The following is a 25,285-nucleotide window of genomic DNA, read 5'->3' as shown; positions in this document are numbered from 1 at the left end:
CGCGCTTGCGGCGTTGCGCGCCAGGCCCTATATCCATGCGGTGACGCCGACCGCTCCCGCCCCCGCGCCGAGGCCGGACATGGACACCCCGCTCGCCGACTTCCATCCCGCCGTGGCCACCTGGTTCCGCGGCCGCTTCGACGCGCCCACCGCGGCGCAGGTGCGGGCGTGGCCGGCGATCCGTGCGGGTGAGGCCACCCTGGTGGCCGCGCCCACCGGCTCGGGCAAGACGCTCACCGCTTTCCTCGCCGCCATCGACGCGCTGGTGCGCGAGGGCGTGGCGAACGGCGGCGCGCTGCCGGACGAGACGCGGGTGGTCTACGTGTCGCCGCTGAAGGCGCTGTCCAACGACATCCACATCAACCTGGAAGAACCGCTGGAAGGCATCCGCGCCGAGCTGGAAAAGCGCGGCCTGCCCGACGTGGCGATCCGCACCGCCGTGCGCACCGGCGACACGCCGCAGGCCGAGCGCGCGTGGATGCGCAAGACGCCGCCGCACATCCTGGTGACCACGCCCGAATCGCTGTACATCCTGCTCGGCTCGGCGTCCGGCCGCGCCATGCTGGGCACCGCGCGCACGCTGATTGTCGACGAGATCCACGCCGTGGCCGCGAGCAAGCGCGGTTCGCATCTGGCGCTGTCGCTGGAGCGGCTGGACGCGCTGTGCGGCCGGCGCCTGCACCGCATCGGCCTGTCGGCGACGCAGAAGCCGATCGAGGCGGTGGCGCGGTTCCTGGTGGGGGCTGGCCACGATCCGAGCGGCGACAGACTTGCTCCCTCTCCCCAGCGGGGAGAGGGGGCGAACGCGAAGAGCGACGTCACTGTCATCGACGTCGGCCACCAGCGCCCGCGCGACCTCGGCCTCAGCGTGCCGCCGGTACCGCTGGAAGCGGTGATGTCCAATGACGGCTGGGAGCTGATCTACCACCAGCTCGCTGCGCTGATCGAAAGCCACCGCACCACGCTGGTGTTCGTCAACACGCGGCGGATGGCCGAACGGGTCACGCGGCACCTGTCCGAGCGGCTGGGCAAGCAACACGTCGCCGCGCACCACGGCAGCCTGGCCAAGGAGCAGCGGCTGGATGCCGAGCAGCGGCTCAAGCGCGGCGAGCTGTCCGCGTTGGTCGCCACCGCCTCGCTGGAACTGGGCATCGACATCGGCGACGTCGACCTGGTCTGCCAGATCGGCTCGCCGCGCTCGATCGCCGCGTTCCTGCAGCGCGCCGGGCGCTCCGGTCATGCGGTGATCGGCACACCGAAGGCGCGGCTGTTCCCCCCCACCCGCGACGAGCTGGTGGAGTGCGCGGCGCTGCTCGACTGCGTGCGCCGCGGCGAGCTGGACACCCTGACCATTCCCCCGCAGCCGCTGGACGTGCTGGCGCAGCAGATCGTCGCCGAGGTGGCCTGCCGCGAGTGGGACGAAGATGGCCTGTACGCGCTGGTGCGCGGCGCCGACCCGTACCGCGACCTGTCGCGCGCCGATTTCGACGCCGTGGTGCGCATGCTGGTGGAGGGCTACAGCACCCGCCGCGGCCCGCGCGAAGGCTATCTGCACCACGACGCCGTGCACGGCCAGCTGCGCGCGCGCCGCGGCGCGCGGCTCACCGCGATCACTTCCGGCGGCGCCATTCCCGACACCGCTGACTACCTGGTGGTGCTGGAACCGCAGGGTACGGTGATCGGCTCGGTGCACGAGGATTTCGCCGTCGAGAGCCTGGCCGGCGACATCTTCCAGCTCGGCAACACCAGCTACCGCATCCAGCGCGTGGAAGCCGGCCGCCTGCGCGTGGAAGACGCCCACGGCATGCCGCCGAGCATCCCGTTCTGGCTGGGCGAGGCGCCGGGGCGCAGCGATGCGCTGTCGTTCGGCGTGTCGCGGCTGCGCGAGGAAATCGACGCACGGCTTGAACCCCTCTCCCCCCGGGAGAGGGGCGGGGGTGAGGGTGCGCCCGAAGCGCGCGCCACCCCCGAACCCTCACCCCCAACCCCTCTCCCGGCGGGAGAGGGGAGCAAAACCGCGCGCGCCGTTACATGGCTGCGCGACATGCTCGGCCTCAGCGAATCCGCCGCGCAGCAGCTCACCGACTACCTCGCCGCCTCCAAGACCGCGCTCGGCGTGCTGCCCACCCAGTCCACCATCGTCTTCGAGCGCTTCTTCGACGAATCCGGCGGCACCCAATTGGTGATCCACTCGCCGTTCGGCAGCCGCATCAACCGCGCCTGGGGGCTGGCGCTGCGCAAGCGCTTCTGCCGCCAGTTCAACTTCGAGCTGCAGGCGGCGGCCACCGAGGACGCGATCGTGCTGTCGCTTTCCACCAGCCACAGCTTTCCGCTGGAAGAGGTCGCCCGCTACCTGCACTCGGCCAGCGCCGAGCACGTGCTCACCCAGGCCCTGCTCGACGCGCCGCTGTTCGGCGCGCGCTGGCGCTGGAACGCGGTCACCGCGCTGGCGCTGCCGCGCTTCCGCGGCGGCAGGAAAACGCCACCGCAGATCCAGCGCATGCGCAGCGAGGACCTGCTCGCCACCGTGTTCCCCGACCAGGTCGCCTGCCTGGAGAACATCGTCGGCGAGCGCGAGATTCCCGACCACCCGCTGGTGGCGCAGACCCTGCACGACTGCCTGCGCGAGGCGATGGACCTGGACGGCCTGCTCGGCGTGCTGCGTGGGCTCGAAAGCGGCGCCATCCGCGTGGTCGCCCGCGACCTCACCGGCCCCAGCCCGCTGGCCAGCGAAGTGCTCACCGCCGCGCCGTACGCCTTCCTCGACGACGCGCCGCTGGAAGAACGCCGCACCCAGGCCGCCGGCCGCTGGAACCCCAGCGACCACGCCGCCGACCTCGGCACGCTCGACCCCGCCGCCATCGACGCCGTGCGCGACGAGGCATGGCCGCAGGTGCGCAGCGCCGATGAAATGCACGAGGCCCTCGACGCCCTCGGCGGCCTCACCACCGCCGAAGTCGCGCAGCACGGCTGGTCCGCATGGATCGATGCACTCGAGGCCAACGGTCGCGCCACGGCTCTTGCTCCCTCTCCCCCCTTGGGGGGAGAGGGTTGGGGTGAGGGGGCCACGCCACCTCAGTCCCCCACTGGAAGCACGCCGTCCCTCCACACCACCACCGAAAAACTCCCGCTCTGGCTCGCCATCCACCCGCAAGCCAGCGTGGCACCCGCCGTCACCGTCCCGCCCGCCTTCGCCAGCAAAGCCTGGACCCGCGACGACGCCCTGCGCGAACTCGTCCGCGGCCGCCTGCTCGGCACCGGCCCGGTCACCGTCGCCACGCTCGCCGCCACGCTGGCGGTAGCACCGCAAGACATCAACCAAGCCCTGCTGCGCCTGCAGACCGAGGGCTACGTGATCCAGGGCCGCTTCACCCCGCAAGCCCGGGCCACCGAAGCGCCGATGGAATGGTGCGAACGCCACCTGCTGGTGCGCATCCACCGCTACACGCTGGGCCGCCTGCGCCGGGAGATCGAGCCGGTGAGCCGGCGCGACCTGATGCGCTTCCTCATCGACTGGCAGCACCTCGCGCCCGGCACCCGCCGCCGCGGCCCGGACGCGCTCACCGCCACGCTGGCCCAGCTGGAAGGCTTCGAGGCCGCCGCCGGCGCGTGGGAAACCGAACTGCTGCCCGCCCGCATCGAGGATTACGCCAGCCCCTGGCTGGATGAGCTGTGCCGCACCGGCCGCATCGGCTGGAGTCGGCTGCGCGCGGCCAGCGGTGGCGGCAACGGTCCGGTACGAAGCACACCGATCGTGCTGCTGCCGCGCCGGCAATTGGCCGTCTGGACGGCCGTGGCCGAACGCGACTCCTCCGAGCCGCCCGCGCTGTCCTCCCGCGCGCAGGCCGTGGCCGATGCATTGCGCGACGAGGGCGCACTGTTCTTCGACGAACTGATGGCCAGCGCCCGCCTGCTGCGCACCGAGCTGGAAGACGCGCTGGGCGAGCTGGTCGCCGCCGGCCGCATCACCGCCGACAGCTTCGCCGGCCTGCGCGCCCTGCTGCTGCCCGCCGCCAAGCGCGACAGCGGCCGCCACCGTCGCCTGCGCCGGCACAGCTTCGGCGGCATCGAGGATGCCGGCCGCTGGTCGCTGGTGCGCGCCAGCGCGCCGCGCGACGACGACGACGCGCAGCGCCGCGAGCAGATCGAGCACGTCGCCCGCACCCTGCTGCAACGCTACGGCGTGGTGTTCTGGAAACTGCTGGAACGCGAGGCCAGCTGGCTGCCCAGCTGGCGCGAGCTGCGCCAGGTCTACCAGCGGCTGGAGGCGCGCGGCGAAATCCGCGGCGGCCGCTTCGTCGAAGGCCTGGTCGGCGAACAGTTCGCGCTGCCCGAAGCCATCCCCGCCCTGCGCGCCGTACCCAAGCGCCCGCTCAACAGCCAGCACGTCATCGTCAACGGCTGCGACCCGCTCAACCTCGTCGGCACCACGCTCGCCGGCGATCGCCTGCCCGCCGTCGCCAGCACCCGCATCCTGTTCGAAGACGGCATCGCCGTCGCCGCCCGCGTCGCGGGCAAGCTGCAATGGCTGGTGGAAGGTGACGCGGACCAGCAGCAGCGCTGGCGTGCCGCGCTCAGCATCAAGGACCCGGCCAGCCGCGCGTGGGCTCGCGAAAGCGACCCGCAACATCCGGACACGCAACAGGCCTAACGCCGGCTTCCGCTCCGGCCGGCGTCAAGCGCGCAAGCAGGCGTCACCGTCGTCCACGGGCAGGACACACCGCCAGGCGCAGGCTCCGCGCCACACATCCAGGCCGCCCCCATGAAACTCTCGCCCCGCTCCCGCCGCATCGCCCTGATCGCCTTCATCGTCGCGCTGCTGGTCATGCTCGCGGTGGGGTTCTACCTCGCCGCCACGCATCAGGAAGCCCGGCCCGATACCGCGCCGGCGGCGGCGCAACAGGCAGCCTAGCTCTCACACGCGCTCAACGGTGCCTTCGGGCTCTTGCTGTTCTAGCCGCTCCACTCGCCGCGGCAGTGTTCGCCGCTTCGGGCCTCCCGCTAAACTGCTGCGTCGTCCATCGAAAGCGCACGGCGCCGCAGCCATGCGACCGCGAGGTTCTCCATGCAAGTCAGGGAAAGCACCATCGAGCAGGAGCTCATCGAAAAGCTCGGCGAGCTCAAGTACACGTTGCGACCGGACATCCGCGATCGCGCAGCGATGGAACGCAACTTTCGCGAGAAGCTCGAGGCCCTGAACCGGGTCAGCCTGACCGATGCCGAGTTCAAACGCCTGCTCGAAGAGATCGTCACGCCGGATGTGTTCAAGGCCGCGCAGACGCTGCGCCACCGCAATGCGTTCACCCGCGATGACGGTACGCCGCTCAACTACACGTTGGTGAATATCAACGACTGGTGCAAGAACGACTTCGAGGTCGCCAGCCAGTTCCGTATCAACACGGACTACAGCTACCACCGGTATGACGTGCTGCTGCTCATCAACGGCGTGCCGGCGGTGCAGATCGAGTTGAAGACCCTCGGTATCAACCCGCGCCGGGCGATCGAGCAGATCGTCGAGTACAAGAACGACCCCGGCAACGGCTATACGCGCACGCTGCTGTGCTTCATCCAGCTGTTCGTGGTCAGCAACCGCGATTCCACCTACTACTTCGCCAACAACAACGCGCGCCATTTCGCCTTCAACGCGGACGAACGCTTCCTGCCGATTTACCAGTACGCCGCGCCGGACAACAGCAAGATCAACGGCATTGATGCCTTCGCCGATGCGTTCCTGGCCAAATGCACGCTGGGCCAGATGATCAGCCGCTATATGGTGCTGGTGGCCAGCGAGCAGAAGCTACTGATAATGCGGCCGTACCAGATCTACGCGGTGAAGAACATTGTCGAGTGCATCGACAAGAACCTAGGCAACGGCTACATCTGGCACACCACTGGCAGCGGCAAGACACTCACCAGCTTCAAGGCCTCAACCCTGCTCAAGGCTAACCCGAAAGAACTTCGCATGTGAGGTTGAGCTGATGAGCCAGCGGATCATCATCATTGCCGGCCCCAATGGCGCGGGCAAAACCACCTTTGCCCGCGCTTTTTTGCCCGAAGGGGCAAAGCTGGCGCGTTTCATCAATGCCGACCTGATCGCCGCGGGTCTGTCGCCGTTCGCGCCGGAAGCGGCAGCGGTCAAGGCCGGGCGATTGATGCTGGAAGAGATCGAGGCGTGCGTCGCCCGCAACGAGAGTTTCGCGTTCGAAACCACACTATCCGGTGTCGGCTACCGGCAGCGCATCCGGCGCTGGCGCGAACTGGGCTACCACGTCAGCCTGTTCTTCCTGAGCCTGCCTGCGGCACAGACCGCCATCGACCGCGTGGCCATGCGCGTGCGCCAGGGAGGACACGACATTCCCGAAGATGTGATTCGTCGTCGTTTTGCCAGCGGACTGCGCAACTTCGATGCGGTGTACAAGGCCGAGGTGGACGACTGGGCCTTGTACGATAATGCAGGCGATGAGCCCGTCCTGCTCGACTGGAGCGAAAAGCCATGAAGCCACGCGATATTTCCCATGCACGCAACCCGGACCTGCGCGCCTCGCAGCCCGCGTTGCGCCGTGCAGCCGCACTGGCACGTAAAACCGCGATCGATAGTGGTACCGACTTGATCGTGGTACGCGACGGCCAAACAGTGCGGATTTCCGCCGATACCCTGCGCAGTCAGACGAAGGCTGAGAGGGATTCGGCACGGTGACGGAGAACGACCAGAAACAACTCGGCAAGACCCTTTGGAACGTCGCCGACCAACTGCGCGGCACGATGACGCGGACGATTTCCGCGACTACATGCTGTCGTTCCTGTTCCTGCGCTACCTCTCCGACAACTACGAGGCGGCGGCCCGGAAGGAGCTGGAATCGGACTACCCGGATCCGAACGCCATCGGCAACGCCGGCAAGACGCCGCTGTCGGTCTGGTATGCGGCCAACAAGGCGGACGTGACCGCGTTCGAGCAGCAGATGCGGCGCAAGGCGCATTACGTCATCCAGCCCAGGTATTTGTGGGGCCATATCGTCCATCTGGCCAAGACCCAGGACGACACGCTGCTGGACACGCTGCAAGGAGGCTTCAAGTACATCGAGGAAGAGTCCTTCCAGAGCCACTTCCAGGGTCTGTTCTCGGAGATCAACCTCGGCTCGGACAAGCTCGGCCGCAAGTACCACGACCGCAACGCCAAGCTGTGCGCCGTCATCAGCGAGATCGCGCGCGGCATGGCGCTGTTCTCCACCGACAGCGACACGCTGGGCGATGCCTACGAGTACCTGATCGGCCAGTTCGCGGCAGGCAGTGGCAAGAAGGCGGGCGAGTTCTACACCCCGCAGCAGATCTCCAACATTCTCTCGGCCATCGTCACGCTGGACAGCCAGGAGCCGAAGACCGGGCCGCGCCGAAAGCTGGACAGTGTGTTCGATTTTGCCTGCGGCTCGGGTTCCCTGTTGCTGAACGTGCGCCACCGCATGACCGAAGCCGGCGGCAGCATCGGCCGCATCGTCGGGCAGGAATCCAACATCACCACGTACAACCTCGCGCGCATGAACATGCTGCTGCACGGGGTGAAGGACACCGAGTTCGAGATCTGGCACGGCGACACGCTGAAGAACGACTGGGACTGGCTGCGCGAAAGCAACCCCGCCAAAAAGCCGAAGTTCGACGCGGTGGTGGCCAATCCGCCCTTCAGCTATCGCTGGGAACCCAAGGACGAGGCGAGCCAGGACGCGCGCTTCAAGAACCACGGCGTGGCGCCCAAGAGCGCCGCGGACTTTGCCTTTTTGCTGCACGGCCTGCACTACCTGAAAGACGACGGCGTGATGGCCATCATCTTGCCGCACGGCGTGCTGTTCCGCGGTGGCAAGGAGGCGGAGATCCGCACCAAGCTGCTCACCGACGGCCATATCGACACCGTGATCGGCCTGCCGCCGAACCTGTTCTATTCCACCGGCATCCCGGTGTGCATTCTGGTGCTGAAGAAGTGCAAGAAGCCGGACGACGTGCTGTTCATCAACGCCGCCGAGCACTTCACCAAGGGCAAACGCCAGAACCAGCTGAGTGAGGAAGACATCGAGCGGATCGTGTCGACTTACCGGGACCGCACGGAAAGGGACCGCTACTCCCGACGCGTGTCGATGAAGGAGATCGTCGACAACGACTACAACCTCAACATCTCGCGCTATGTCAGCACCGCCGAGGCGGAGAGAGAGGTTGACCTCAAGGCGGTGCATGCAGACCTGGTGCAGATCGAGCGGGATATTGCCAAGGCAAAGCAGCGGCACAACGCGTTTCTCGCCGAACTGGGGCTGGCACCGTTGCCGTGAAGGATCGGAACCGTTGATGCGGTGCATGGAAGTGAGCAGGCCTACGCTAGTTGGCAGCCAGGCACTGCAGGGCTCCGGGTGGCAACTACAGCGCGGGTAGACGCCGCTGAAAGACGCCAACCTGCCGCCGGTATTCGTTGCGCCCGCGAGCCCTAGTCCACGTCTTCCGACGCGCATGCCCGAGCATGCGTTCTCCCCAACCTTTTGCTCGGATGGCTATCGATGGCAAAACGACGTCAAGTAAAGGGCGCCCTCGGCAGACTCAGCCTCTTCGGAGCACGTCCTGCAAATCGAGATGCCGCTCGCCTCATGAGGCGCCATCAGGATGAGGGAGAGCTGCGGCCTTTGGATCGCCCAGCGAGGCCGAAGACGGCGAGGGAGGTTATCGACGGATGGAACGCCATGACTCCCGAACAGAAAGTCGAACATCTCAGGCGACTGAACAAGGCTGACAAATGAGAAGGCAGAGAAGACGATCGAATTGCTTCTCCCAAAGCTGATTCCGATCCGTTGCTGATCGAACCGCGGCAATCCTAAGCAGGTCAGGAGCAGTCAGAGGGTCAGCGCCGCCTTCATCGACCGCGACGAACGGCTCAGGTCCACTTATTTCGCGCGCGGAAGCGGACCCGACCCTGCGACGCCATCTTCTCCCGAAAAAACGCACACGCCCAACCCGTGGCTCTTGGCCCGGTACATGGCCGCATCCGCAGCGCGCAGGTAATCGTCGGTGGTGGCGAAGCCGGCCTGGCTGCTGACCACGCCGATGCTGGCGGGGCAGCTCACCGTGTGCGTGCCGATCTGATAAGGGGCCGCGAGGGCGGCGGCGATCTGCTGGGCGCGGTCGGTGGCACCGGCGTGATCGACCGACTCGAGCAGCACGTTGAACTCGTCGCCGCTCATGCGAGCGACCAGATCGATCGCCCGCACGCCCGATTCCAGCCGGCGGGCCACCTGTTGCAGCAGCAGGTCGCCGACGTGGTGGCCGAGGGTGTCGTTGACGGCCTTGAAGCGGTCGAGGTCCAGCAGCAGCACGGCGAACCGGGTGGGGTCGGCCTGGATCGGCGCGTCACCACGTTTGGACGCCCCGTCCTGATGCAGCGCGAGGGCGTGCTCGAGGCGATCGCGGAACAACGGTCGGCCGGGCAGGTTGGTGAGCGCGTCGTAAGAGCTGCCGCGCTCGGCCAGATCGCTGAGCGACCCGGCCATGCGCACGGCGACGCCGTTTTCGAACTGGGCGACGCCGCGCCAGTTGAGCCACACCGATCGCCCCGAGCCGTGACGCGCGCGGAAATCCACCGAAAAGTTGGGGCGCTGGCCGGACAGGTGCCGGCGATAGGCGGCCTGCACGCGCTCGCGATCGTCGGGGTCGATGAGCTGTTGCAGGTAATTCCAGCCGTGCGGATGCAGGGTGTCGCCCTGGTCGAGCCCGACGATTTCGTTGAAGCGCTCGGACACGTGCAGTTCGTCGGTCTGCAGGTTCCAGTCCCAGATGCCGTCGTTGGATCCGCGGGTGGCGAGTGCGTAGCGGTTGTCGGACGCCACCAGCTCGAGCTCGGTATTTTTCTGCCGGGTGACGTCGATCATCAGGCCGATCATGCGGTTCGGCCGGCCGGGCTCGACATCCACGCGGCACAGGTCGCGCACCCACACGATCTGGCCGGACTTGGCGATCAGCCGGTAACTCATCTCGTAGGCGTAACTGTGCGTGGCGTGGTACGCCGCCTCGTCGATGGCCAGCGCCTCCGGCAGGTCGTCGGGATGCACGTGCGCCCGCCAGAAGCCCGGGTCGGCGCGCCACTCCTCCACCGCGTAACCGAACAGGCGTTCCACCTGTGGGCTCAGGAAGGTGTTGCCCACGCCGAGCTCCGCTTCCCAGACCACGCCATCGATGGTTTCCAGCAGCCGCAGGAAGCGCTGGCGGTCCTCCATCAGCACCTGCTCGCCGATCTCGGTGATCTCGATCAACACGCCCTGGCGACTGATCACGCGGTCCGCGGCATCCGTCTTCGGCTGTAGCTGCAGGCGCATCCAGCGATGCTCGGCGTCGGCCCGCCGCAGCCGGAACACCGGCATGCCTGCCCTCAGCGCCCCGGTGTCGTCGGGATGCACGAAGTCCAGCAGCGACCGGCCGAGCGCCTCCTCCACCGGATGGCCCGTGAGGGTGTGCCAGGCGGGATTGAGGTAGGTGAGCGTCCACCCCGGGTCCGTCTGCACCACGGCTTCGGGCAGCAGCTGCAGCAGTTCGTCGGGAGATGCGGGAAGGGCGGGCATGTGTCGGCCATGCTCACCGAAGCGCCATCATTCAGTCCAGCGGACCGATTCAGGTTCACTTGGCGCCGTCGCGCTGCAGCTGGTCGGAGTTGAGCGCGAACAGCAGGTTGCCGCGGATGCGTGCCGGTCGCAGCTGTGGGCTCGCTTCGGCTTTTTGTAGGAGCGCACCCTGTGCGCGACCGGATGCGTGGGGGGTCGCGCACAGGGTGCGCTCCTACGGATTCATGCCTTGGGGCGGAAGCTGAGTCAGTCGCTGTGGTCGGCGATGTAGATCAGCAGGCCGTCGTGGATGCGGAACTCGGAGCGGCCGGGCATGCAGATGCTCTGGCCGGCGCGCACGCCGTTGGGCAGGTCCATGGCAAAGGTGCCGTCGAACAGGATGTGCGCGGTGGCGGTGTCGCCGACCTCGCTGTACGCGGTGATGATCTGCCGGCGCGTGCTGAACAACGGTTGCGTGCTGCGCGCCAGCCGCTCGAACTCGGCAATGCCCTGCACGTGCACGTTGAGCGTGCCGCCGCTGATGTTCTCGAACACGATGTCCGGGTGCAGGGTGAGCAGCATGGCGTCGACATCGATGCGGTTGTAGGCGTCGATGTAGCGGTCGATCAGGGGGCGCATGGCGGGGTGTCGCTGGGGAAAAGAGGATCGTAGCGACTGGCCGGAACATCGCAAAGCGGCGCGCGATCCAGGCCGTCATTCCGGCGAAAGCCGGAATCCAGTGCCTCTGGCGGACCATTCCAAGACGCTGGATTCCGGCTTTCGCCGGAATGACGGCTATGGCGCGTGAGGTGCCCAGAGCGTATCTGGCCACGTGGCCGGAATCGCACCGTGCAACTTCACGCGGCGGCCGGGAGGAATACGTTGGTCGAAGGCTATGTGCTGCAACGGCTGCCCGGCCTGCACTCTCCCATACCCCACTCGGTGCGCGAGGGGGGCCGTCCCTGGCCCGCCCGGTGGGTCACTTGACGTTGTCGGTGCTCTGGATGAACTTCGCCACGTTGTCATGCAGCTGCTTCAGCGACGCCTGGTGCGCGTAGACCATGTGGCCGGAGGGATACCACTGGGTGGTGATGTTCTTGCGCAGGCTGTCGGGGATCGGCAGGTGGTTCATCTCGTACTCGGCGGCGAAATACGGCGTGGCCAGGTCGTAGTAGCCGCCGTTGAGGAACACCTTGAGGTTCGGGTTGGTCTTCATCGCCATGGCGAGGTCGGGCATGACGTTGGTGGAGGATTGCCTCGCCCGGCCCCGCCCGCCCGGTGCCTTGTGCGCGAAGTTCCAGTGGTCGATGTCGGCATACAGGCGGTAGCGCATGTCCTGGCCGAACTTGAGCTGCGTGCGCACGTAGTCGTTGAACGCGGCGACGTAGGCGGAGCTGATCGCCGAGGACTGCGGATCGTATTCGGAGGTCTTGCCGAGCGGGTCGAGCGAGGGGCCGGAGAAGCGGCTGTCGAGGCGGCCGGTGGTGGTGTCGGTGGCCGCCTGCAGCTCGTGCTCGAACATGCCGCCGGTGACGCGCAGGTTGGCCTTGAGCAGGTAGTCCACCGGCAGGCCGGTGTACTGGTGCAGCCTCTCGGCCACCGCCTGCTTGCGCGCGCTGTCGAGCGCGGCGCCCTGCAGCAGCGCCTGCGCGTAGTCGCCCATGGCGTATTGCTCCACCTCTTTGAGGAACGGCTCCAGCGCGGCCGGCGGCTGCGGCAGCTGGTGGTGGTAGTAGGCAGTGGCGGCGAAGGTGGGCAGCGCCAGCACGTAGGGCAGGTCGATGCCGGGATTGAACTCGGGGCCATCGATGCTGGTGTCGAAGCTGAGGATCTGCGAGAGCAGGATCACGCCGTTGAGATCGACGCTGTCCTCGTTCTCCAGGATGTTGGCCACCACTGCCGAGCGGGTGGTGCCGTAGCTTTCGCCGAACAGGTATTTCGGCGAGTTCCAGCGGCCGTACCTGGACAGGAACTGGGTGATGAACCGGGCGAAGGCGTGGCCGTCGCCGTCGACGCCGTAGATCGCCTTCTTGCGTTCCTTCATCTGCTTGTCGCGCCTGGCCTTGTCCGCGTCATCGGCGATCAGGCGGCTGAAGCCGGCGCCGGGGGCGTCGATGAACACGAGGTCGGACGCGTCGAGCAGGCTGTAGTCATTGTTGACCAGGCCATAGGGCGCCGCGGGCGTGTGGCTGTCGTCGCTGGTGACCACGCGCTTCGGCCCGAACGCGCCCATGTGCAGCCACACCGTGGCCGAGCCGGGGCCGCCGTTGTAGATGAAGGTGATCGGCCGCTGGCCGGCCGGCACGCCCTTCTTGAAGTACGCGGTGTAAAACATGCTCACCGTCGGCTCGTGCTCCTTGTCGCCCTTGCCATGCAGCACCAGCGTGCCGGCGACGGCCTTGTAGTCGACGCGCCTGCCTTCGACGGTGACGCTGCCCTCGGTCTCCGAGGACTGCGGCTTGACCAGCGCCGCGTCGGGCGATTTCTCCTTCGACCTGGCGTCGTCGTGCTTGTCTCCGTGGGCGAGCGTGGCGGTGCTGACGAGCGCGCTGGCGAGCGCAACGGCGAGAACGAGACGGCGCATGTGGATTCCCCGGAACTTGTAGTCAAGTGGTTGAGCGTATGCCCTGGACCCTGGCGGGCCATCCCCCGGAAGTCATGTGTTGCCGAGAACTGCGGGCGCATGTTCTTGCCGGGCCGGGCGGCGCGCGACATCAGCCCAAGATCCGATCAACGAGTAGGCGCGTTCCAACGGCGGAGGCGGGTCATCGTTTTTGGTTTTGCATCGAAGCAGATGGATGACCGGCGACCGCCGTTGAAACGCCCCTCCCGCGTCCGCGGGAATGACAACCTGAGACTTTGGGGAAAACACGGAAGGCGCCGGCTCGGAGCCGTGCGCACGGTAACGCGACAAGAGGATCGTCTGGCATGAGGGCCGGAAACCTCTTGCGCTCAGGCCAGCGTGAGCAGGGCGATCGCCGCCGCCGCCAACAGCACGCCGATCGCATTGACCCGGCTCAGGCGCTCGCGGAACGCCAGCACGCCCACCAGCGTGCCCAGCGCCACCACACCGAGGTTCATGGTGGCGAACACCAGCGCCGGATCGTTCGGCAGCGCCACGTGCGCGCGCAGGTAGAACAGGATGTTGCCGAAGTTGAGCAGGCCCAGCAGCAGGCCGCCGGCGAGACTGCGCGCGGTGAAGCGAGCGCCGCTGCGGCGCCGCGCCAGCAGCGCGAAACCCAGCGCCACCGGCAGGGCGAGCGCGAACATCGCCTGCAGCGAGGCGGCGATCGGGATGCCGGTGGTGGCGACCTGCTTGAGCAGGATGTCGATCGCGCCGAAGCCGGCGAACACCACCAGCGGCCACAGCCAGCTGCGCGCGCCGTCCGCACTCGCCGTACGGCCGCGCCAGACCATCGCGGCCAGCGCCAGCAGGCCGAGCGCGAGGCCGGCCAGCATGCGCGCGGTCGGCACCTGGCCGAACCACACGAACGCGGCGAGCAGCGACACCAGCAGCGACAGCCGCTGCGCCACGTCCGAGCGCACGATGCCCGCATGGCGCACCGACGTGCCCAGCGCCAGGAAGATCGCCGGCAGCAACAACGCCAGGGCGAGCAGCGCGACGCGCGGGGCGTCCGGCTGGCGCAGCGGTGCCAGCGAGGGATGCAGCACCGCGGCCACCAGCGCAGCGGCGGCCAGGTAGTTCCAGGCCACCATCTGCGACACGTCCAGGCCGAAGCGGCGGGCGAGCTTGAGCCACACCGACACCAGCACGCTGCACAGGATGCTCAGGCACAGGAAGAGCATGGTGATCCGTCCGCAAAAGCCCGCAACGATAGCCGGACCGACCAGCCGCCGCATCGCGGGCGGCGGCGCGGACGATGAATTTACCCGGGCGATATTGACGCCGACATTTTATCCGGGTCAAATACGCCACCATGAAACCCGCCGACAGCACCCGCTGCACCGCCTTCGACGGCCATCGCCGCATCGCCTCCGGCTCGCCGGAAAAGGTGGCGCTGGCCGTCCGCACTCATCTGGCGCAGCACCGCGCGAGCACGCCACTGGTGCTGGACGACGCCAGCGGGCAAGCGCTGGAGTTCGACCTGCGCGGCAGCGCCGACGACGTGCGTGCGCGACTGCGGTCCGTGGCACCGGACGCCGCACCCGCGCCGCGCGGCCCCGGTCGACCGAAGCTCGGCGTGGTGGCGAAGGAAGTCACCCTGCTGCCGCGCCACTGGGACTGGCTGTCCCGCCAGCCCGGCGGCGCCTCGGTGACGCTGCGGCAGCTGGTCGAGGACGCCCGCCGCGCGGGCGGCGCCAGGGAACAGGCACGGCAGGCGGGCGAGGCGCTGGACCGCGCCATGCGCACCCTGGCCGGCAACCTGCCCGGCTACGAGGATGCCTCGCGCGCGTTCTGGCGCGGCGAGAAGCCGGCCTTCGAACGGCTCACCAAACCCTGGCCGGCCGACGTGCGCAACTACGTGCGCCGGCTGGCGAAGCTCGCCTGGAGCACGCCGGCCAGCGGCGACTGAACACCCCTGCCCCCTTCGGAAGGATGCCCGATGTCGCGACACCCGCTCGCTACCAACACGAATTTCCGCCTGCTGTTCGGCGGCAGCACGGTGTCGATGTTCGGCGACCAGTTCACCCTGGTCGCGCTGCCCTGGCTGGTGCTCAAGCTCACCGGCGATCCCGGCGCGCTGGGCCTGGTGCTGGCCGCCATGGCGGTGCTGCGTGCGGTGTTCATGCTGATCGGCGGCGCCGTGGTGGACCACTTCTCGGCGCGTGCCGTGCTGCTGCTGGCGCGCGCCGCCAACGCGGTGATGGTGGCGGCGCTGGCCGCGATGGTGCTGACCGGCGCGATCAGCATGCCGTGGGTCTATGTGCTGGCGCTGGGCATCGGCCTGGCCACCGCGTTCGCCTACCCGGCCGGCTCGGCGCTGCTGCCCTCGGTGATCGAGCCGCAGCAGCTGGCGCAAGCCAACGGCGCGATGATGGGCATGCGCCAGCTCAGCATGTTCATCGGACCGGCGTTGGCCGGCGTGGTGATCGGTACCGGCGCGCATGCATCCACCGCAGGCAGCGCGCTGGCCGATGCGCGCGGACTGGGCTGGGCCTTCGCCATCGATGCGGCGAGTTTCGGCACCTCGCTGCTGTCGCTGGCGCTGATCCGCGTGCCTGCCGCGGCGAAGCGCGCTCCCTTGCAACACGGCGTATTCGGCCAGGTGCTCGGCGGCCTGCGCGGCATTGCGGCCGATCCGCCGCTGCGCGCCTTCATGCTTTACGCCGCCGTGGTGTCGCTGTTCGTCGGCGGCCCGACCCAGGTCGGCCTGCCGGTGCTGGCGGACATGCGGCTGGACCACGGCGCCACCTCGCTGGGCATCGTGATGGCCGCCAGTGGTGGCGGCATGCTGCTCGGCGGCCTGTTTTCCGGTGCGGTGGCGAAGCTGGTGCGCGGCCACCTGGGCGCGATGATCCTGTGCTTCGACGCCTGCATCGGGCTGACGCTGGTGGGGCTGGCCGGCGTGCACTCAACCGTGCTGGCCGCGATGCTGCTGGGTCTGACCGGCCTGCTCGGTGGCATCGTCCAGATCACCCTGGTGAGCTGGATCCAGCGCCGGGTGCCGCGGGAGATGCTCGGCCGCACGATGAGCGTGCTGATGTTCACCTTCCTCGGCCTGGGACCCTTGTCCGCGTCCGGCGTCGGCGCTGCTCAAGGTGATCTCGCTGCCAGCGCTGTTCATCGCCGCCGGCCTCACCCTGACCGCGATCGCTCTGGGCTGCCTGACCAGCCCGGCCCTGCGCGGCATCCGCGCGCAGGACGCCGTGCCGCAGACCGCCTGAGGTTCAGCCCTTCAGCGAAGCCGCTTCGCGCGCCAGCAGCTCGATGGCCGCCCAGTCGCCGGCCTTGAGCTTGTCCGCCGGAGTCAGCCAGGAGCCGCCCACGCACAGCACATTGGGCAACGCGAGGAAGTCCGAGGCGGTGCTCAGGCTGATGCCGCCGGTGGGGCAGAAGGTCACCTGCGGCAGCGGGCTGGCCCAGGCGCCGATCAGCTTGGTGCCGCCGGCGGGCACGGCGGGGAAGAACTTGAGGAAGCGGTAGCCGCGTTCGAGCAGGCGCATCACCTCGCTGGCGGTGGCGGCGCCGGGCAGCAGCGGCAGGTCGCTGTCGTCGGCCGCGTCGAGCAGCTTCGGCGAGACGCCCGGCGACACCGCGAAGCGTGCGCCGGCGGCGCGCGCCGCGGTGAGGTGGTCCGCGTTGAGCACGGTGCCGACGCCGACGCAGGCGCCCTCCACTTCCTGTGCGATGGCGCGGATCGCGTCGAGCGCCGCGGGGGTGCGCAGGGTCACCTCGATCGCCGGCGTGCCGCCGGCGACCAGCGCGCGCGCCATCGGCACGGCGGCGGCCACGTCGTCGATGATCACCACCGGGATCACCGGCGCGAGCCGCATGGTGGCCTCGACCTGGGCCTGCCTGGATTCCATGGATGCAGTCACGGGTTCTCTCCGGAAATTGTCGGGGATCAGAGCACGCCGGCGCCGAGATCGGCGGTGACGGCGTTGGTGCGGAACAGGCCGAACAGCTCGCGGCCCATGCCGACGTGGTGCGAGTGGTCGGGCAGGGTGGCGCTGGGGCGCGCGGCGAATTCGGCGGCGTCGACCAGCACGTCCAGCGTGCCGTTCACCGCGTCGAGGCGGATCAGGTCGCCGTTGCGCACCTTGGCCAGCGCGCCGCCGGCCTCGGCCTCGGGGGTGACGTGGATCGCCGCCGGCACGCGGCCCGACGCGCCGGACATGCGCCCGTCGGTGAGCAGCGCGATGCGGTGGCCGCGATCCTGCAGCACGGCCAGCGTCGGGGTGAGCTTGTGCAGCTCCGGCATGCCGTTGGCGCGCGGGCCCTGAAAACGCACCACCGCGACGAAGTCGCGATTGAGCTCGCCGCGCTCGAACGCGCCGCGCACTTCGTCCTGGTCGTTGAACACGATCGCCGGCGCCTCGATCACCATGCGGTCCTCGGGCACCGAAGACACCTTGATCACGCCGCGGCCGAGGTTGCCGTCGAGCAGGCGCAGGCCACCGTCGGGACGGAACGGCTCGCTGATCGCGCGCAGCACGCCGCGGTTGCCGCTCTCGCCGGACACCTTCTGCCAGGCCAGCTTGCCGGCCGCGTCGAGCACCGGCACCTGGGCGTAGCCGTCCAGGCCGGTGCCGTTGACGGTCTTCACGTCGGCGTGCAGCAGGCCCTGCGAGAGCAGCTGGTCGATCAGGAAGGCCATGCCGCCGGCCTCGTGGAACTGGTTTACGTCGGCGTAGCCGTTGGGGTACACGCGCGCCAGCAGCGGCACCACCGAGGACAGCGCGTCGAAGTCTTCCCAGCGCAATTCCACGCCGGCCGCGCGCGCCATCGCCACCAGGTGCAGCAGATGGTTGGTGGAGCCGCCGGTGGCGTGCAGGCCGATCACGCCGTTGATCACCGCCTTCTCGTCGACGATGTGGCCGATCGGCAGGTAGTGCTCGCCCAGTGCGGTCATCGCGGCCGCACGGCGCACCGCTTCGGCGGTGAGCGCATCGCGCAGCGGCGTGTCGGGCGCCACGAAGCTGGCACTGGGCAGGTGCAGGCCCATGATCTCCATCAGCATCTGGTTGGAGTTGGCGGTGCCGTAGAAGGTGCAGGTGCCGGGGGCGTGATACGCGGCGGCCTCGGCTTCCAGCAGCTCCTCGCGGGTCGCCTTGCCCTCGGCATAGGCCTGGCGCACCTTGGACTTGGCCTCGTTGCTGATGCCGCTGGGCATCGGGCCCGACGGCACGAACACGCCGGGCAGATGGCCGAAGGCCAGCGCACCGATCAGCAGCCCCGGCACGATCTTGTCGCAGATGCCCAGGTACAGGCCAGCGTCGAACATGTCGTGCGACAGCGCCACGGCGGTGGCCATCGCGATCAGGTCGCGCGAGAACAGCGAGAGCTCCATGCCGGCGCGGCCCTGGGTGACGCCGTCGCACATCGCCGGCACGCCGCCGGCCACCTGCGCGGTGGCGCCGGCCTCGCGCGCGATATGGCGGATCAGTTCCGGGTAGCGCTCGTACGGCTGGTGCGCCGAGAGCATGTCGTTGTAGGCGGTGACGATACCGATGTTCGGCGTGCGGCCGGCGCGCAGCGCGGCCTTGTCGTCGCTGCCGCAGGCGGCGAAGCCGTGCGCGAGGTTGCCGCACGACAGATGCTGGCGGTGCGTACCGTCGCCGCGCGCGGCGGCGATCTTGGCCAGGTAGGCCGCACGCGATTCGCGGCTGCGTTCGCGCAGGCGCTCGGTGACTTCGCGGACGACGGGGTGCAGGGAACTCATCGATTCACTCCTGTAGCGGGTGGCGGTGCGCGGCGGTGGCGCGTCACGGGCACCAATAGACGGAAACGGGAACGCGCGCGCGCTCGAGCACGGCGCGCACCGGGTAATCGCGGCCGGCGCCGAGGCCGAGCTGCGCATCGGCGAGCACGCGGCGCTTGGCCTCGCCCTCCACGTGCAGGAACAGCGCGCGCGCGTCGAGCAGCACCGGCAGCGTGAAGGTGATGCGCGGTTCTCCGGCACCGGCGGCGCGCATCGGCAGCACGCGCTCGCTGCCCGCCGGATCCAGCGCGTCGGCGAGGCGATCACCGCCCGGGAAGAACGAGGCCGTATGACCATCCTCGCCCATGCCCAGCACCACCACGTCGAACGGCAGCGCCAGCGCATCGAGTGAGGCGCTCAGCGCGGCGAGGCCGTCTTCCGGCATGGCCGTGTCCTGATGCAGGGGCACGAACGTGGCCACTGCGGCGGCGTGCTGCAGCAGCAGCGATTTCACCAGTCGCGCATTGGAGCGCTCGCTGGATTCCGGCACCCAGCGCTCGTCGACCAGGGTCACCTGCACGCGCGACCAGTCCAGTGGCGCATGCGACAGGCGCGCGAAGAAATGCCTCGGCGTGCTGCCGCCGGATACGGCGAGCGAGGCCCGGCCGCGCGTGCCGATGGCCTCGCGCAGGTGCGCGGCGACCCGCTCGGCGAGCGCCTCGGCAAGGGCGTGGCAATCGGTGAAGCTGTGCGTGGCGATGTTCAACATGGACGTCCGTTCGGCGGCGCGTGGGGAGCCGCGGCGTGTGCTGCCGGTGCGCGCGGCGGGGGCAGGCGGCAGGCCTGTGTGGCGTTGCACACCGGTGTGGTGTTGCACACTAGGAAAACCGCCGGCAGCGCGCGGTGATGCGCGGTGCCGGATCGGTTCACGCCTCGCTTACTCGCCATCCTCGTTCCAGGTGCGGCCGTCGCGCTCGATCAGCGCCACCGACGCGCTCGGCCCCCAGGTGCCGGCGGTATAGGGCTTGGGCGCCTCGCCACCGGCCGACCAAGCGGCCAGGATCGGATCGGCCCAGTGCCACGCGGCCTCCACTTCGTCGCGACGCATGAACAAGGTGGGATTGCCGCGCACCACGTCCAGCAGCAGGCGCTCGTAGGCGTCCGGCTGCGACACGCCGAAGGCCTCGGCGAAGCTCATGTCCAGCGGCACGTGGCGCAGGCGCAGGCCGCCCGGGCCGGGGTGCTTGATGGTCAGCCACAGCTTCACGCCTTCGTCGGGCTGCAGGCGCAGCACCAGCCGGTTGTGCGCCAGCGGGCCGGCGGCCGGATCGAAGATGGAATGCGGCACCGCCTTGAACGCCACCACGATCTCGGAGACGCGTTCGGGCAGGCGCTTGCCGGTACGCAGGTAGAACGGCACGCCGGCCCAGCGCCAGTTGGCGATCTCGGTCTTCAGCGCCACGAAGGTTTCGGTGTGGCTCCTGGCGCCGTCGAGCTCTTCCAGATAGCCCGGCACGCCCTGCCCTTCGGCGGCGCCGGCGCGGTACTGGCCGCGCACGGTGAGCTGGGCGGCGTTGGACTCGTCGATGGGTTTCAGCGAGCGCAGCACCTTGAGCTTCTCGTCGCGCACCGCGTCGGGCGACAGCGAGGACGGCGGCTCCATCGCCACCATGCACACCAGCTGCAGCATGTGGTTCTGCACCATGTCGCGCAGCGCGCCGGCGTGGTCGTAGTAGGCCGCGCGGTTGCCCACGCCCAGTGTCTCGGCCACGGTGATCTGCACGTGGTCGATGTGTTCGGCATTCCACAGCGGCTCGAACAGCGCGTTGCCGAAGCGCAGCGCCAGCAGGTTCTGCACCGTCTCCTTGCCGAGGTAGTGATCGATGCGATACGTCTGCGATTCGCTGAAGACCCGACCGACGGCGTCGTTGATCTGGTTGGCGCTGTCCAGATCGCGGCCGATCGGCTTCTCCAGCACCACGCGCGACTCGCCTTCGTTGAGGCGGTGCGCGCCCAGGCGCGAGCAGATGTCGATGAACAGGTCCGGCGCGGTGGAGAGGTAGAACACGCGCACGTTGTCCGGGCGCTCGGCCAGCAGCGCGGCGAAGTCGTCCCAGCCGGCGTCCTTGCGCGCGTCGAGCGAGCGGTAGAACACCTGCTGCAGGAACGCCTCGACCTGCTCGGCCTGGCTGCCGCCGCCGACCAGCGCCTTGCGCATCTGGGCGCGATAGCCGGCGTCGTCGGTGGCCTCGCGGGCGATGCCGATGATGCGGCTGGTGGCGGGAATCTGGCCATCGACGAAGCGATGGAACATCGCCGGCAACAGCTTGCGCGCGGCCAGATCGCCGGTGCCACCGAAGATCACCAGATCGAAGGAATGGACCTGCGGATGGGAAGGACTCACAACGGGCACCTCGCGTGGAACGGAATGAAGGCCGCCGCGCAGCGGCGTGGGCGGCATGGACCCGTGATCGTACCAGTGTCATACCAGCTGCGACCAGCACGAACCGGCGAAAAGTGCGCCGCGCTCGCGATGTATTCGTTTGCAACCATTGGCACTGTCATTGGCACGGTCATCGGCACGGTCATCCGTTCCGCACGACCGACCCCAACTGGCATGTCCGGCATGGCGCGCCTTGCGGCCATTGGTTTGAAATTGGTATGGTCGCGGTATGGAAACCGTTCTCGCCAAAGAATACCGCCGGCTCTCGCGCGACCCCGGCACCCACCAGCCGCTGGCCTACCTGCGCCTGCGGCGGGCGATCCGCAACGTGGTCGAGCACCGCGACATCGAGCCCGGCCACGCGCTGCCGAGCGAACGCGACCTGGCCCGCGTGCTGGCGCTGTCGCGCGTCACGGTGCGCAAGGCGATCGCCGGGCTGGTCGAGGAAGGCCTGCTGACCCAGCGCCACGGCGCCGGCACCTTCGTCGCCGAACGCATCATCAAGCCGATGTCGCGCCTGACCAGCTTCACCGAGGACCTGCGCGCGCGCGGCCTCAACCCGCGCTCGGAATTCTTCGAACGCGGCATCGGCGAAGTGACCCCGGAAGAATCGATGGCGATGAACCTCTCGCCCGGCGTGGCGGTGGTGCGCCTGCATCGCGTGCGCTACGCGGGCGACGAACCGTTGGCGATCGAACGCAGCGTGGTGCCGGCGATCCTGCTGCCCGACCCCATGCTGGTCGACGACTCGCTCTACGAGGCGCTGGAGAAGCGCGGCTGCCGCCCGCGCCGCGCCCTGCAACGGCTGCGCGCCGTGCTGCTCAACGCGCAGCATGCCCGCCTGCTGCATGTCGCCGCCCACAGCGCTGGCCTCAGCATCGAGCGCCGCAGCTTCCTCGACGACGGCCGCGTGGTCGAATTCACCAGCTCCTGGTACCGCGGCGACATCTACGACTTCGTCGCCGAGCTGCATACCGACTGAGCTTGCTCAACACTGCGGTATCAACGCAGCCCAGAGCCTGCCGTCACGGCAACGCCGAACGGACCCCAGCATTCCAGCCGCCGCTACCGGCATGCGGCCAAGGATGCGAACCCGGCCCGCGATTACCCGCCGTGGCGGAATGGGTGGCGTCGTCGTCGCGGGCGCCGAAGGCAACGCCAGGAAGTCGTGGATGTATCGTCGTTGATGTTGCGTCAGTGATTACATCTTGCTATTTTGCAATCAAATACATCAGTACGAGGGTTTGAAATATGGCATCCATCACCGTGCGCAATGTACCTGACGAGGTGCATCGCGCTATCCGCGTGAGGGCCGCCCAGCACGGCCGCAGCGCCGAGGCCGAGATCCGCGAAATCCTGGAATCGGCGGTGAAACCGCAAGGCCGGATCAGGCTGGGTTCGCTGTTGGCCGAAATCGGCCGCAAGGCCAAGCTGACCGATAACGAGTTCACCATCTTCGAGAGTGTGCGCGACAAAGCGCCTGCCCGTGCGGTGAGCTTTGAATGATCCTGCTCGACACGAACGTGGTGTCGGAGCCACTGCGCCATGCGCCCGAGGCCCGCGTGATCGAGTGGATAGACGCGCAGCCCCTGGAAACGCTCTACCTGTCCGCGATCACCGTGGCCGAGCTGCGCGCCGGTGTGGCGCTGCTGCCCGCTGGCAAGCGCCGGGCCGGCCTGCATGACAACCTGGAAAAGCGGGTGCTGCCCTTGTTCGTCGGGCGGGTGCTGCCGTTCGACATGGCTTGCACGAACGCCTATGCCGAGCTGATGGCCAAGGCTCGCGCTGCCGGGTTGGCGGTGGGCACGGCTGACGGATATATCGCAGCCAGTGCCGCCGCCAACGGATTTGCCGTTGCCACCCGCGACACCGGCCCATTCCAAGCCGCTGGCCTGGCAACCATCAACCCCTGGAAGGTGTAGAGCCCCCGAGAGTTCAGAGCAGGAGCCGGCAGCCTGACTTGGCCCCGGGAACGACCTGGGGAACGAACGCGGCATCGGCGAAGTGACTGCGGAAGAGTCGATGGCGATGAACCTCTCGCCCGGCGTGGCGGTGGTGCGCCTGCACCGCGTGCGCTACGCGGGCGACGAGCCGCTGGCGATCGAGCGCCGCAGCTTCCTCGACGACGGCCGCGTCGTCGAATTCACCAGCTCTTGGTACCGCGGTGACATCTACGACTTCGTGGCGGAACTGCATACGGATTGACGCAGCCCGCGCGGGGTCAACGTGGGGATCAACGCAGATACGTCAAGAGTGCCTGCGCGGCTACTATGGCACGATGAATACCATTCCGCCTCATATCTCTGAGTCCATTCGTCTACGTCAGCTGGCGCATCGCCACCGCGAGGCCGGCGATTTTGCACAAGCGCAAGCCGCACTCGAGAAGTCTCTCCGGGTGCTCCCCAATGATGCAGAGGCAAGCGTCGAGCTGGCCGACGTGCTGTTCCTGCAAGGGCACCTGCAAGCCTCGACACTGCCGCTGCTGGCCTGCTTGAGGCACCTGCCACGCAATGCACCGCTGATCGTCAATCTCGTTCAACACTTGGTTGCCCGGGGTGAGATCGTGGCCGCGCGATCCTGCCTGGACCTGCTGGCGCAGGCTCCGGACCCACCCGCCCAATTGCTGGTGGCCCAGGCCCAATTGCGCTTCGGTATCGGGGACATCAGCCTTGCACGGGACTTGGCGGCGAAGGCCATCGCCAAGGGTGCCGACGCGCCCGACGACTGGCACCTCTACGCGATGCTGCTGCAGTTCGAGGGAGCGCTGGACGAAGCCAACGCGGTTCTCCAGCGTTGCCTTCAGCGTTGGCCCGACTTCGGCGACGCGGCGATGGTGCTGGTCAATCTGCGCAAGCAGAAACCCGAAACGCAGCAGCTTTCCTACCTGGAAACGCAGTGTGCGCGTCTCGAAGATGCGCAAACCTCCGAGCGGAAATTTGTGAAGGCCGAGTTTGCGTATTCCCGCTTCAAGACTCTCGACGATCTCGGCCGCTACGAGGAAGCTTGGCGCGCGCTTGATCAATGCAACACGCTGATGGCGGAGTTGAATCCTTACGATGCAGCCGCCGAGGAAGCACTCACCAACGCATTGATCGAGCTGCCGGAAAGACTGCCTACGAAGGCGACGAGCGTCTCCTCGAGTGGCCCGACCCCCATCTTCATCGTAGGCATGCCGCGATCGGGGACCACCTTGCTGGATCGCATGCTGTCCAGCCATTCTGCGATCACGTCAGCGGGCGAGATCATCGATTTCTGGAGGCAGTTGCACTGGGTCGCCGACGTGGTTCCCGCCCGGGCACGTGGCCTGCTTTCGATCATCGACAAGGCTGCGGATCTCGACTATCAGCAACTGGGCGAACGCTATCTGCGCCAGACGCAGTGGCGCGCCCAAGGCAAGGCGTTCTACATCGACAAACTGCCGGCGAACATACAAATGGTCGCCTTCATTCGACGCGCCTTGCCGCACGCGCCCATTCTCCACATGGCACGTGAGCCGATGGACACCTGCTTTTCGAACTTCAAGGCGATGTTCGGCAACGTGTCCTCCTACAGCTACCAGTTCGGCTCGCTGGCGCACTACTACAGGCAGTACTCCCGGCTTGTCGATGCGTGGCATCGGCAGTTGCCCGGAGCCATGATCGATGTGGACTACGCTTCGCTGGTGGATGACACGGCCGGTACCCTCGGCAAGGTACTGGAGCACTGCGGCCTGGCGATGGAAGAGGCGTGCCTCGCCCCGGAGAAAAATGCCGCGCCGGTGGCCACGCCCAGTAGCGCCCAGGTTCGCGAATCGATCCATCGGCGTGGCATCGACCAATGGCGCCATTACGAGGCACAGCTCGAACCACTTCGGCTGCTGCTGGAGGCAGGAAGCTCCCGATAGCCCTTCTCTATCGGGAGGCCTGCGCGGCGTCTTACGCCCGGCTGCTGCCGTGGCAAGGCTGCCCGGCCTGATC

20 protein-coding genes and 1 pseudogene are annotated in these 25,285 nt (G+C 68.1%); 13 read left to right on the top strand and 8 right to left on the bottom strand.

Going from position 1 to position 25,285, the window contains the following annotated elements; genetic code table 11:
• Positions 1 to 79: 79 nt before the first annotated feature.
• The 6 genes from ACO2Q2_RS10870 (at position 80) to ACO2Q2_RS10845 (ending at position 8,312) form a co-directional block, all read left to right on the top strand.
• Positions 80 to 4,651 carry a DEAD/DEAH box helicase gene (locus tag ACO2Q2_RS10870; RefSeq protein WP_423255796.1) on the top strand — a complete coding sequence of 1,524 codons (4,572 nt, stop codon included), beginning with the start codon at positions 80 to 82 and terminating at the stop codon, positions 4,649 to 4,651.
• 111 nt (positions 4,652 to 4,762) lie between these two features.
• Complete coding sequence (locus ACO2Q2_RS10865; protein ID WP_423255795.1) at positions 4,763 to 4,912, top strand: hypothetical protein; 150 nt, start codon at positions 4,763 to 4,765, stop codon at positions 4,910 to 4,912.
• 153 nt (positions 4,913 to 5,065) lie between these two features.
• Positions 5,066 to 5,968, top strand: a complete 903-nt coding sequence (locus ACO2Q2_RS10860; protein WP_423255794.1) for a type I restriction endonuclease — start codon at positions 5,066 to 5,068, stop codon at positions 5,966 to 5,968.
• A 10-nt stretch (positions 5,969 to 5,978) separates the two neighbouring features.
• Positions 5,979 to 6,497 carry an AAA family ATPase gene (locus tag ACO2Q2_RS10855; RefSeq protein ID WP_423255793.1) on the top strand — a complete coding sequence of 173 codons (519 nt, stop codon included), beginning with the start codon at positions 5,979 to 5,981 and terminating at the stop codon, positions 6,495 to 6,497.
• Positions 6,494 to 6,697, top strand: coding sequence for a hypothetical protein (locus ACO2Q2_RS10850; protein WP_423255792.1), 204 nt, complete (start codon positions 6,494 to 6,496; stop codon positions 6,695 to 6,697). Before ACO2Q2_RS10855 ends, ACO2Q2_RS10850 begins: the two co-directional genes overlap by 4 nt.
• 34 nt (positions 6,698 to 6,731) lie before the next feature.
• The gene (locus ACO2Q2_RS10845; protein ID WP_423255791.1) at positions 6,732 to 8,312 is read left to right on the top strand and encodes a type I restriction-modification system subunit M; all 1,581 of its coding nucleotides are present in this window, start codon (positions 6,732 to 6,734) and stop codon (positions 8,310 to 8,312) included.
• Positions 8,313 to 8,915: 603 nt separating this feature from the next.
• Here the strand turns inward: ACO2Q2_RS10845 and ACO2Q2_RS10840 are convergent.
• From ACO2Q2_RS10840 to ACO2Q2_RS10825, 4 genes are all read right to left on the bottom strand, one after another.
• Positions 8,916 to 10,583: a PAS domain-containing protein gene (locus ACO2Q2_RS10840; RefSeq protein ID WP_423255790.1), complete on the bottom strand. Its 1,668-nt coding sequence runs from the start codon at positions 10,581 to 10,583 to the stop codon at positions 8,916 to 8,918.
• A gap of 246 nt (positions 10,584 to 10,829) precedes the next feature.
• Complete coding sequence (locus tag ACO2Q2_RS10835) at positions 10,830 to 11,201, bottom strand: nuclear transport factor 2 family protein (RefSeq protein ID WP_423255789.1); 372 nt, start codon at positions 11,199 to 11,201, stop codon at positions 10,830 to 10,832.
• Positions 11,202 to 11,541: 340 nt separating this feature from the next.
• Positions 11,542 to 13,146, bottom strand: a complete 1,605-nt coding sequence (locus tag ACO2Q2_RS10830; RefSeq protein WP_423255788.1) for a S10 family peptidase — start codon at positions 13,144 to 13,146, stop codon at positions 11,542 to 11,544.
• A 368-nt stretch (positions 13,147 to 13,514) separates the two neighbouring features.
• Positions 13,515 to 14,369: an EamA/RhaT family transporter gene (locus ACO2Q2_RS10825; protein WP_423255787.1), complete on the bottom strand. Its 855-nt coding sequence runs from the start codon at positions 14,367 to 14,369 to the stop codon at positions 13,515 to 13,517.
• A gap of 131 nt (positions 14,370 to 14,500) precedes the next feature.
• On the opposite strand from ACO2Q2_RS10825, the gene ACO2Q2_RS10820 reads away from it, so the two are divergent.
• Both ACO2Q2_RS10820 and ACO2Q2_RS10815 read left to right on the top strand, forming a co-directional pair.
• On the top strand, positions 14,501 to 15,097 hold the full coding sequence (locus ACO2Q2_RS10820) for a DUF2239 family protein (protein WP_423255786.1): 597 nt from the start codon (positions 14,501 to 14,503) through the stop codon (positions 15,095 to 15,097).
• A gap of 30 nt (positions 15,098 to 15,127) precedes the next feature.
• Positions 15,128 to 16,477 carry an MFS transporter gene (locus ACO2Q2_RS10815; RefSeq protein WP_423255785.1) on the top strand — a complete coding sequence of 450 codons (1,350 nt, stop codon included), beginning with the start codon at positions 15,128 to 15,130 and terminating at the stop codon, positions 16,475 to 16,477.
• On the opposite strand, the gene eda is transcribed toward ACO2Q2_RS10815, so the two are convergent.
• From eda to zwf, 4 genes are all read right to left on the bottom strand, one after another.
• Positions 16,413 to 17,051 carry a bifunctional 4-hydroxy-2-oxoglutarate aldolase/2-dehydro-3-deoxy-phosphogluconate aldolase gene (gene eda, locus ACO2Q2_RS10810; protein WP_423255863.1) on the bottom strand — a complete coding sequence of 213 codons (639 nt, stop codon included), beginning with the start codon at positions 17,049 to 17,051 and terminating at the stop codon, positions 16,413 to 16,415. The two genes, ACO2Q2_RS10815 and eda, sit on opposite strands and share 65 nt — an antisense overlap.
• A 38-nt stretch (positions 17,052 to 17,089) precedes the next feature.
• Positions 17,090 to 18,907, bottom strand: coding sequence for a phosphogluconate dehydratase (gene edd / locus ACO2Q2_RS10805; RefSeq protein WP_423255784.1), 1,818 nt, complete (start codon positions 18,905 to 18,907; stop codon positions 17,090 to 17,092).
• A 43-nt stretch (positions 18,908 to 18,950) separates the two neighbouring features.
• A complete protein-coding gene (gene pgl / locus ACO2Q2_RS10800) occupies positions 18,951 to 19,655 on the bottom strand; it encodes a 6-phosphogluconolactonase (protein ID WP_423255783.1) in 705 nt (234 codons plus the stop codon).
• 168 nt (positions 19,656 to 19,823) lie between these two features.
• Complete coding sequence (gene zwf / locus ACO2Q2_RS10795; RefSeq protein WP_423255782.1) at positions 19,824 to 21,347, bottom strand: glucose-6-phosphate dehydrogenase; 1,524 nt, start codon at positions 21,345 to 21,347, stop codon at positions 19,824 to 19,826.
• A gap of 211 nt (positions 21,348 to 21,558) precedes the next feature.
• On the opposite strand from zwf, the gene ACO2Q2_RS10790 reads away from it, so the two are divergent.
• The 5 genes and pseudogenes from ACO2Q2_RS10790 to ACO2Q2_RS10770 all read left to right on the top strand — a co-directional run bounded on the left by ACO2Q2_RS10790 (position 21,559) and on the right by ACO2Q2_RS10770 (position 25,212).
• A complete protein-coding gene (locus ACO2Q2_RS10790; RefSeq protein WP_423255781.1) occupies positions 21,559 to 22,311 on the top strand; it encodes a GntR family transcriptional regulator in 753 nt (250 codons plus the stop codon).
• 269 nt (positions 22,312 to 22,580) lie between these two features.
• Positions 22,581 to 22,835 (top strand): FitA-like ribbon-helix-helix domain-containing protein, encoded by a 255-nt coding sequence (locus ACO2Q2_RS10785; protein WP_423255780.1) that lies wholly within the window; start codon positions 22,581 to 22,583, stop codon positions 22,833 to 22,835.
• Entirely contained in the window at positions 22,832 to 23,251 is a 420-nt protein-coding gene (locus ACO2Q2_RS10780; protein ID WP_423255779.1) for a type II toxin-antitoxin system VapC family toxin, read from the top strand. The genes ACO2Q2_RS10785 and ACO2Q2_RS10780 overlap by 4 nt, the downstream gene beginning before the upstream one ends.
• Positions 23,252 to 23,315: 64 nt before the next feature.
• A pseudogene (locus tag ACO2Q2_RS10775) lies at positions 23,316 to 23,534 on the top strand (UTRA domain-containing protein); the annotation flags it as partial.
• A gap of 73 nt (positions 23,535 to 23,607) precedes the next feature.
• Positions 23,608 to 25,212, top strand: coding sequence for a tetratricopeptide repeat-containing sulfotransferase family protein (locus ACO2Q2_RS10770; protein ID WP_423255778.1), 1,605 nt, complete (start codon positions 23,608 to 23,610; stop codon positions 25,210 to 25,212).
• Positions 25,213 to 25,285: the final 73 nt, after the last annotated feature.

The organism is Dyella sp. KRB-257 (genome assembly GCF_049445995.1).
Classification (GTDB): Bacteria; Pseudomonadota; Gammaproteobacteria; order Xanthomonadales; family Rhodanobacteraceae; genus Dyella_A.
This window is presented reverse-complemented; position numbering and strand designations above follow the sequence as displayed.

What these genes read in the sequence shown, in the direction of transcription:
- ACO2Q2_RS10820 (WP_423255786.1), top strand. Translation starts at nt 14,501, where the DNA reads ATGAAACCCGCCGACAGCACCCGCTGCACCGCCTTCGACGGCCATCGC.
- ACO2Q2_RS10870 (WP_423255796.1), top strand. Translation starts at nt 80, where the DNA reads ATGGACACCCCGCTCGCCGACTTCCATCCCGCCGTGGCCACCTGGTTC.
- edd (WP_423255784.1), bottom strand. Translation starts at nt 18,907, where the DNA reads ATGAGTTCCCTGCACCCCGTCGTCCGCGAAGTCACCGAGCGCCTGCGC.
- ACO2Q2_RS10825 (WP_423255787.1), bottom strand. Translation starts at nt 14,369, where the DNA reads ATGCTCTTCCTGTGCCTGAGCATCCTGTGCAGCGTGCTGGTGTCGGTG.
- ACO2Q2_RS10790 (WP_423255781.1), top strand. Translation starts at nt 21,559, where the DNA reads ATGGAAACCGTTCTCGCCAAAGAATACCGCCGGCTCTCGCGCGACCCC.
- ACO2Q2_RS10770 (WP_423255778.1), top strand. Translation starts at nt 23,608, where the DNA reads ATGAATACCATTCCGCCTCATATCTCTGAGTCCATTCGTCTACGTCAG.
- ACO2Q2_RS10780 (WP_423255779.1), top strand. Translation starts at nt 22,832, where the DNA reads ATGATCCTGCTCGACACGAACGTGGTGTCGGAGCCACTGCGCCATGCG.
- ACO2Q2_RS10835 (WP_423255789.1), bottom strand. Translation starts at nt 11,201, where the DNA reads ATGCGCCCCCTGATCGACCGCTACATCGACGCCTACAACCGCATCGAT.
- ACO2Q2_RS10815 (WP_423255785.1), top strand. Translation starts at nt 15,128, where the DNA reads ATGTCGCGACACCCGCTCGCTACCAACACGAATTTCCGCCTGCTGTTC.
- ACO2Q2_RS10840 (WP_423255790.1), bottom strand. Translation starts at nt 10,583, where the DNA reads ATGCCCGCCCTTCCCGCATCTCCCGACGAACTGCTGCAGCTGCTGCCC.
- ACO2Q2_RS10785 (WP_423255780.1), top strand. Translation starts at nt 22,581, where the DNA reads ATGGCATCCATCACCGTGCGCAATGTACCTGACGAGGTGCATCGCGCT.
- ACO2Q2_RS10830 (WP_423255788.1), bottom strand. Translation starts at nt 13,146, where the DNA reads ATGCGCCGTCTCGTTCTCGCCGTTGCGCTCGCCAGCGCGCTCGTCAGC.
- ACO2Q2_RS10855 (WP_423255793.1), top strand. Translation starts at nt 5,979, where the DNA reads ATGAGCCAGCGGATCATCATCATTGCCGGCCCCAATGGCGCGGGCAAA.
- ACO2Q2_RS10865 (WP_423255795.1), top strand. Translation starts at nt 4,763, where the DNA reads ATGAAACTCTCGCCCCGCTCCCGCCGCATCGCCCTGATCGCCTTCATC.
- zwf (WP_423255782.1), bottom strand. Translation starts at nt 21,347, where the DNA reads ATGCCGCCCACGCCGCTGCGCGGCGGCCTTCATTCCGTTCCACGCGAG.
- ACO2Q2_RS10860 (WP_423255794.1), top strand. Translation starts at nt 5,066, where the DNA reads ATGCAAGTCAGGGAAAGCACCATCGAGCAGGAGCTCATCGAAAAGCTC.
- eda (WP_423255863.1), bottom strand. Translation starts at nt 17,051, where the DNA reads ATGGAATCCAGGCAGGCCCAGGTCGAGGCCACCATGCGGCTCGCGCCG.
- pgl (WP_423255783.1), bottom strand. Translation starts at nt 19,655, where the DNA reads ATGTTGAACATCGCCACGCACAGCTTCACCGATTGCCACGCCCTTGCC.
- ACO2Q2_RS10850 (WP_423255792.1), top strand. Translation starts at nt 6,494, where the DNA reads ATGAAGCCACGCGATATTTCCCATGCACGCAACCCGGACCTGCGCGCC.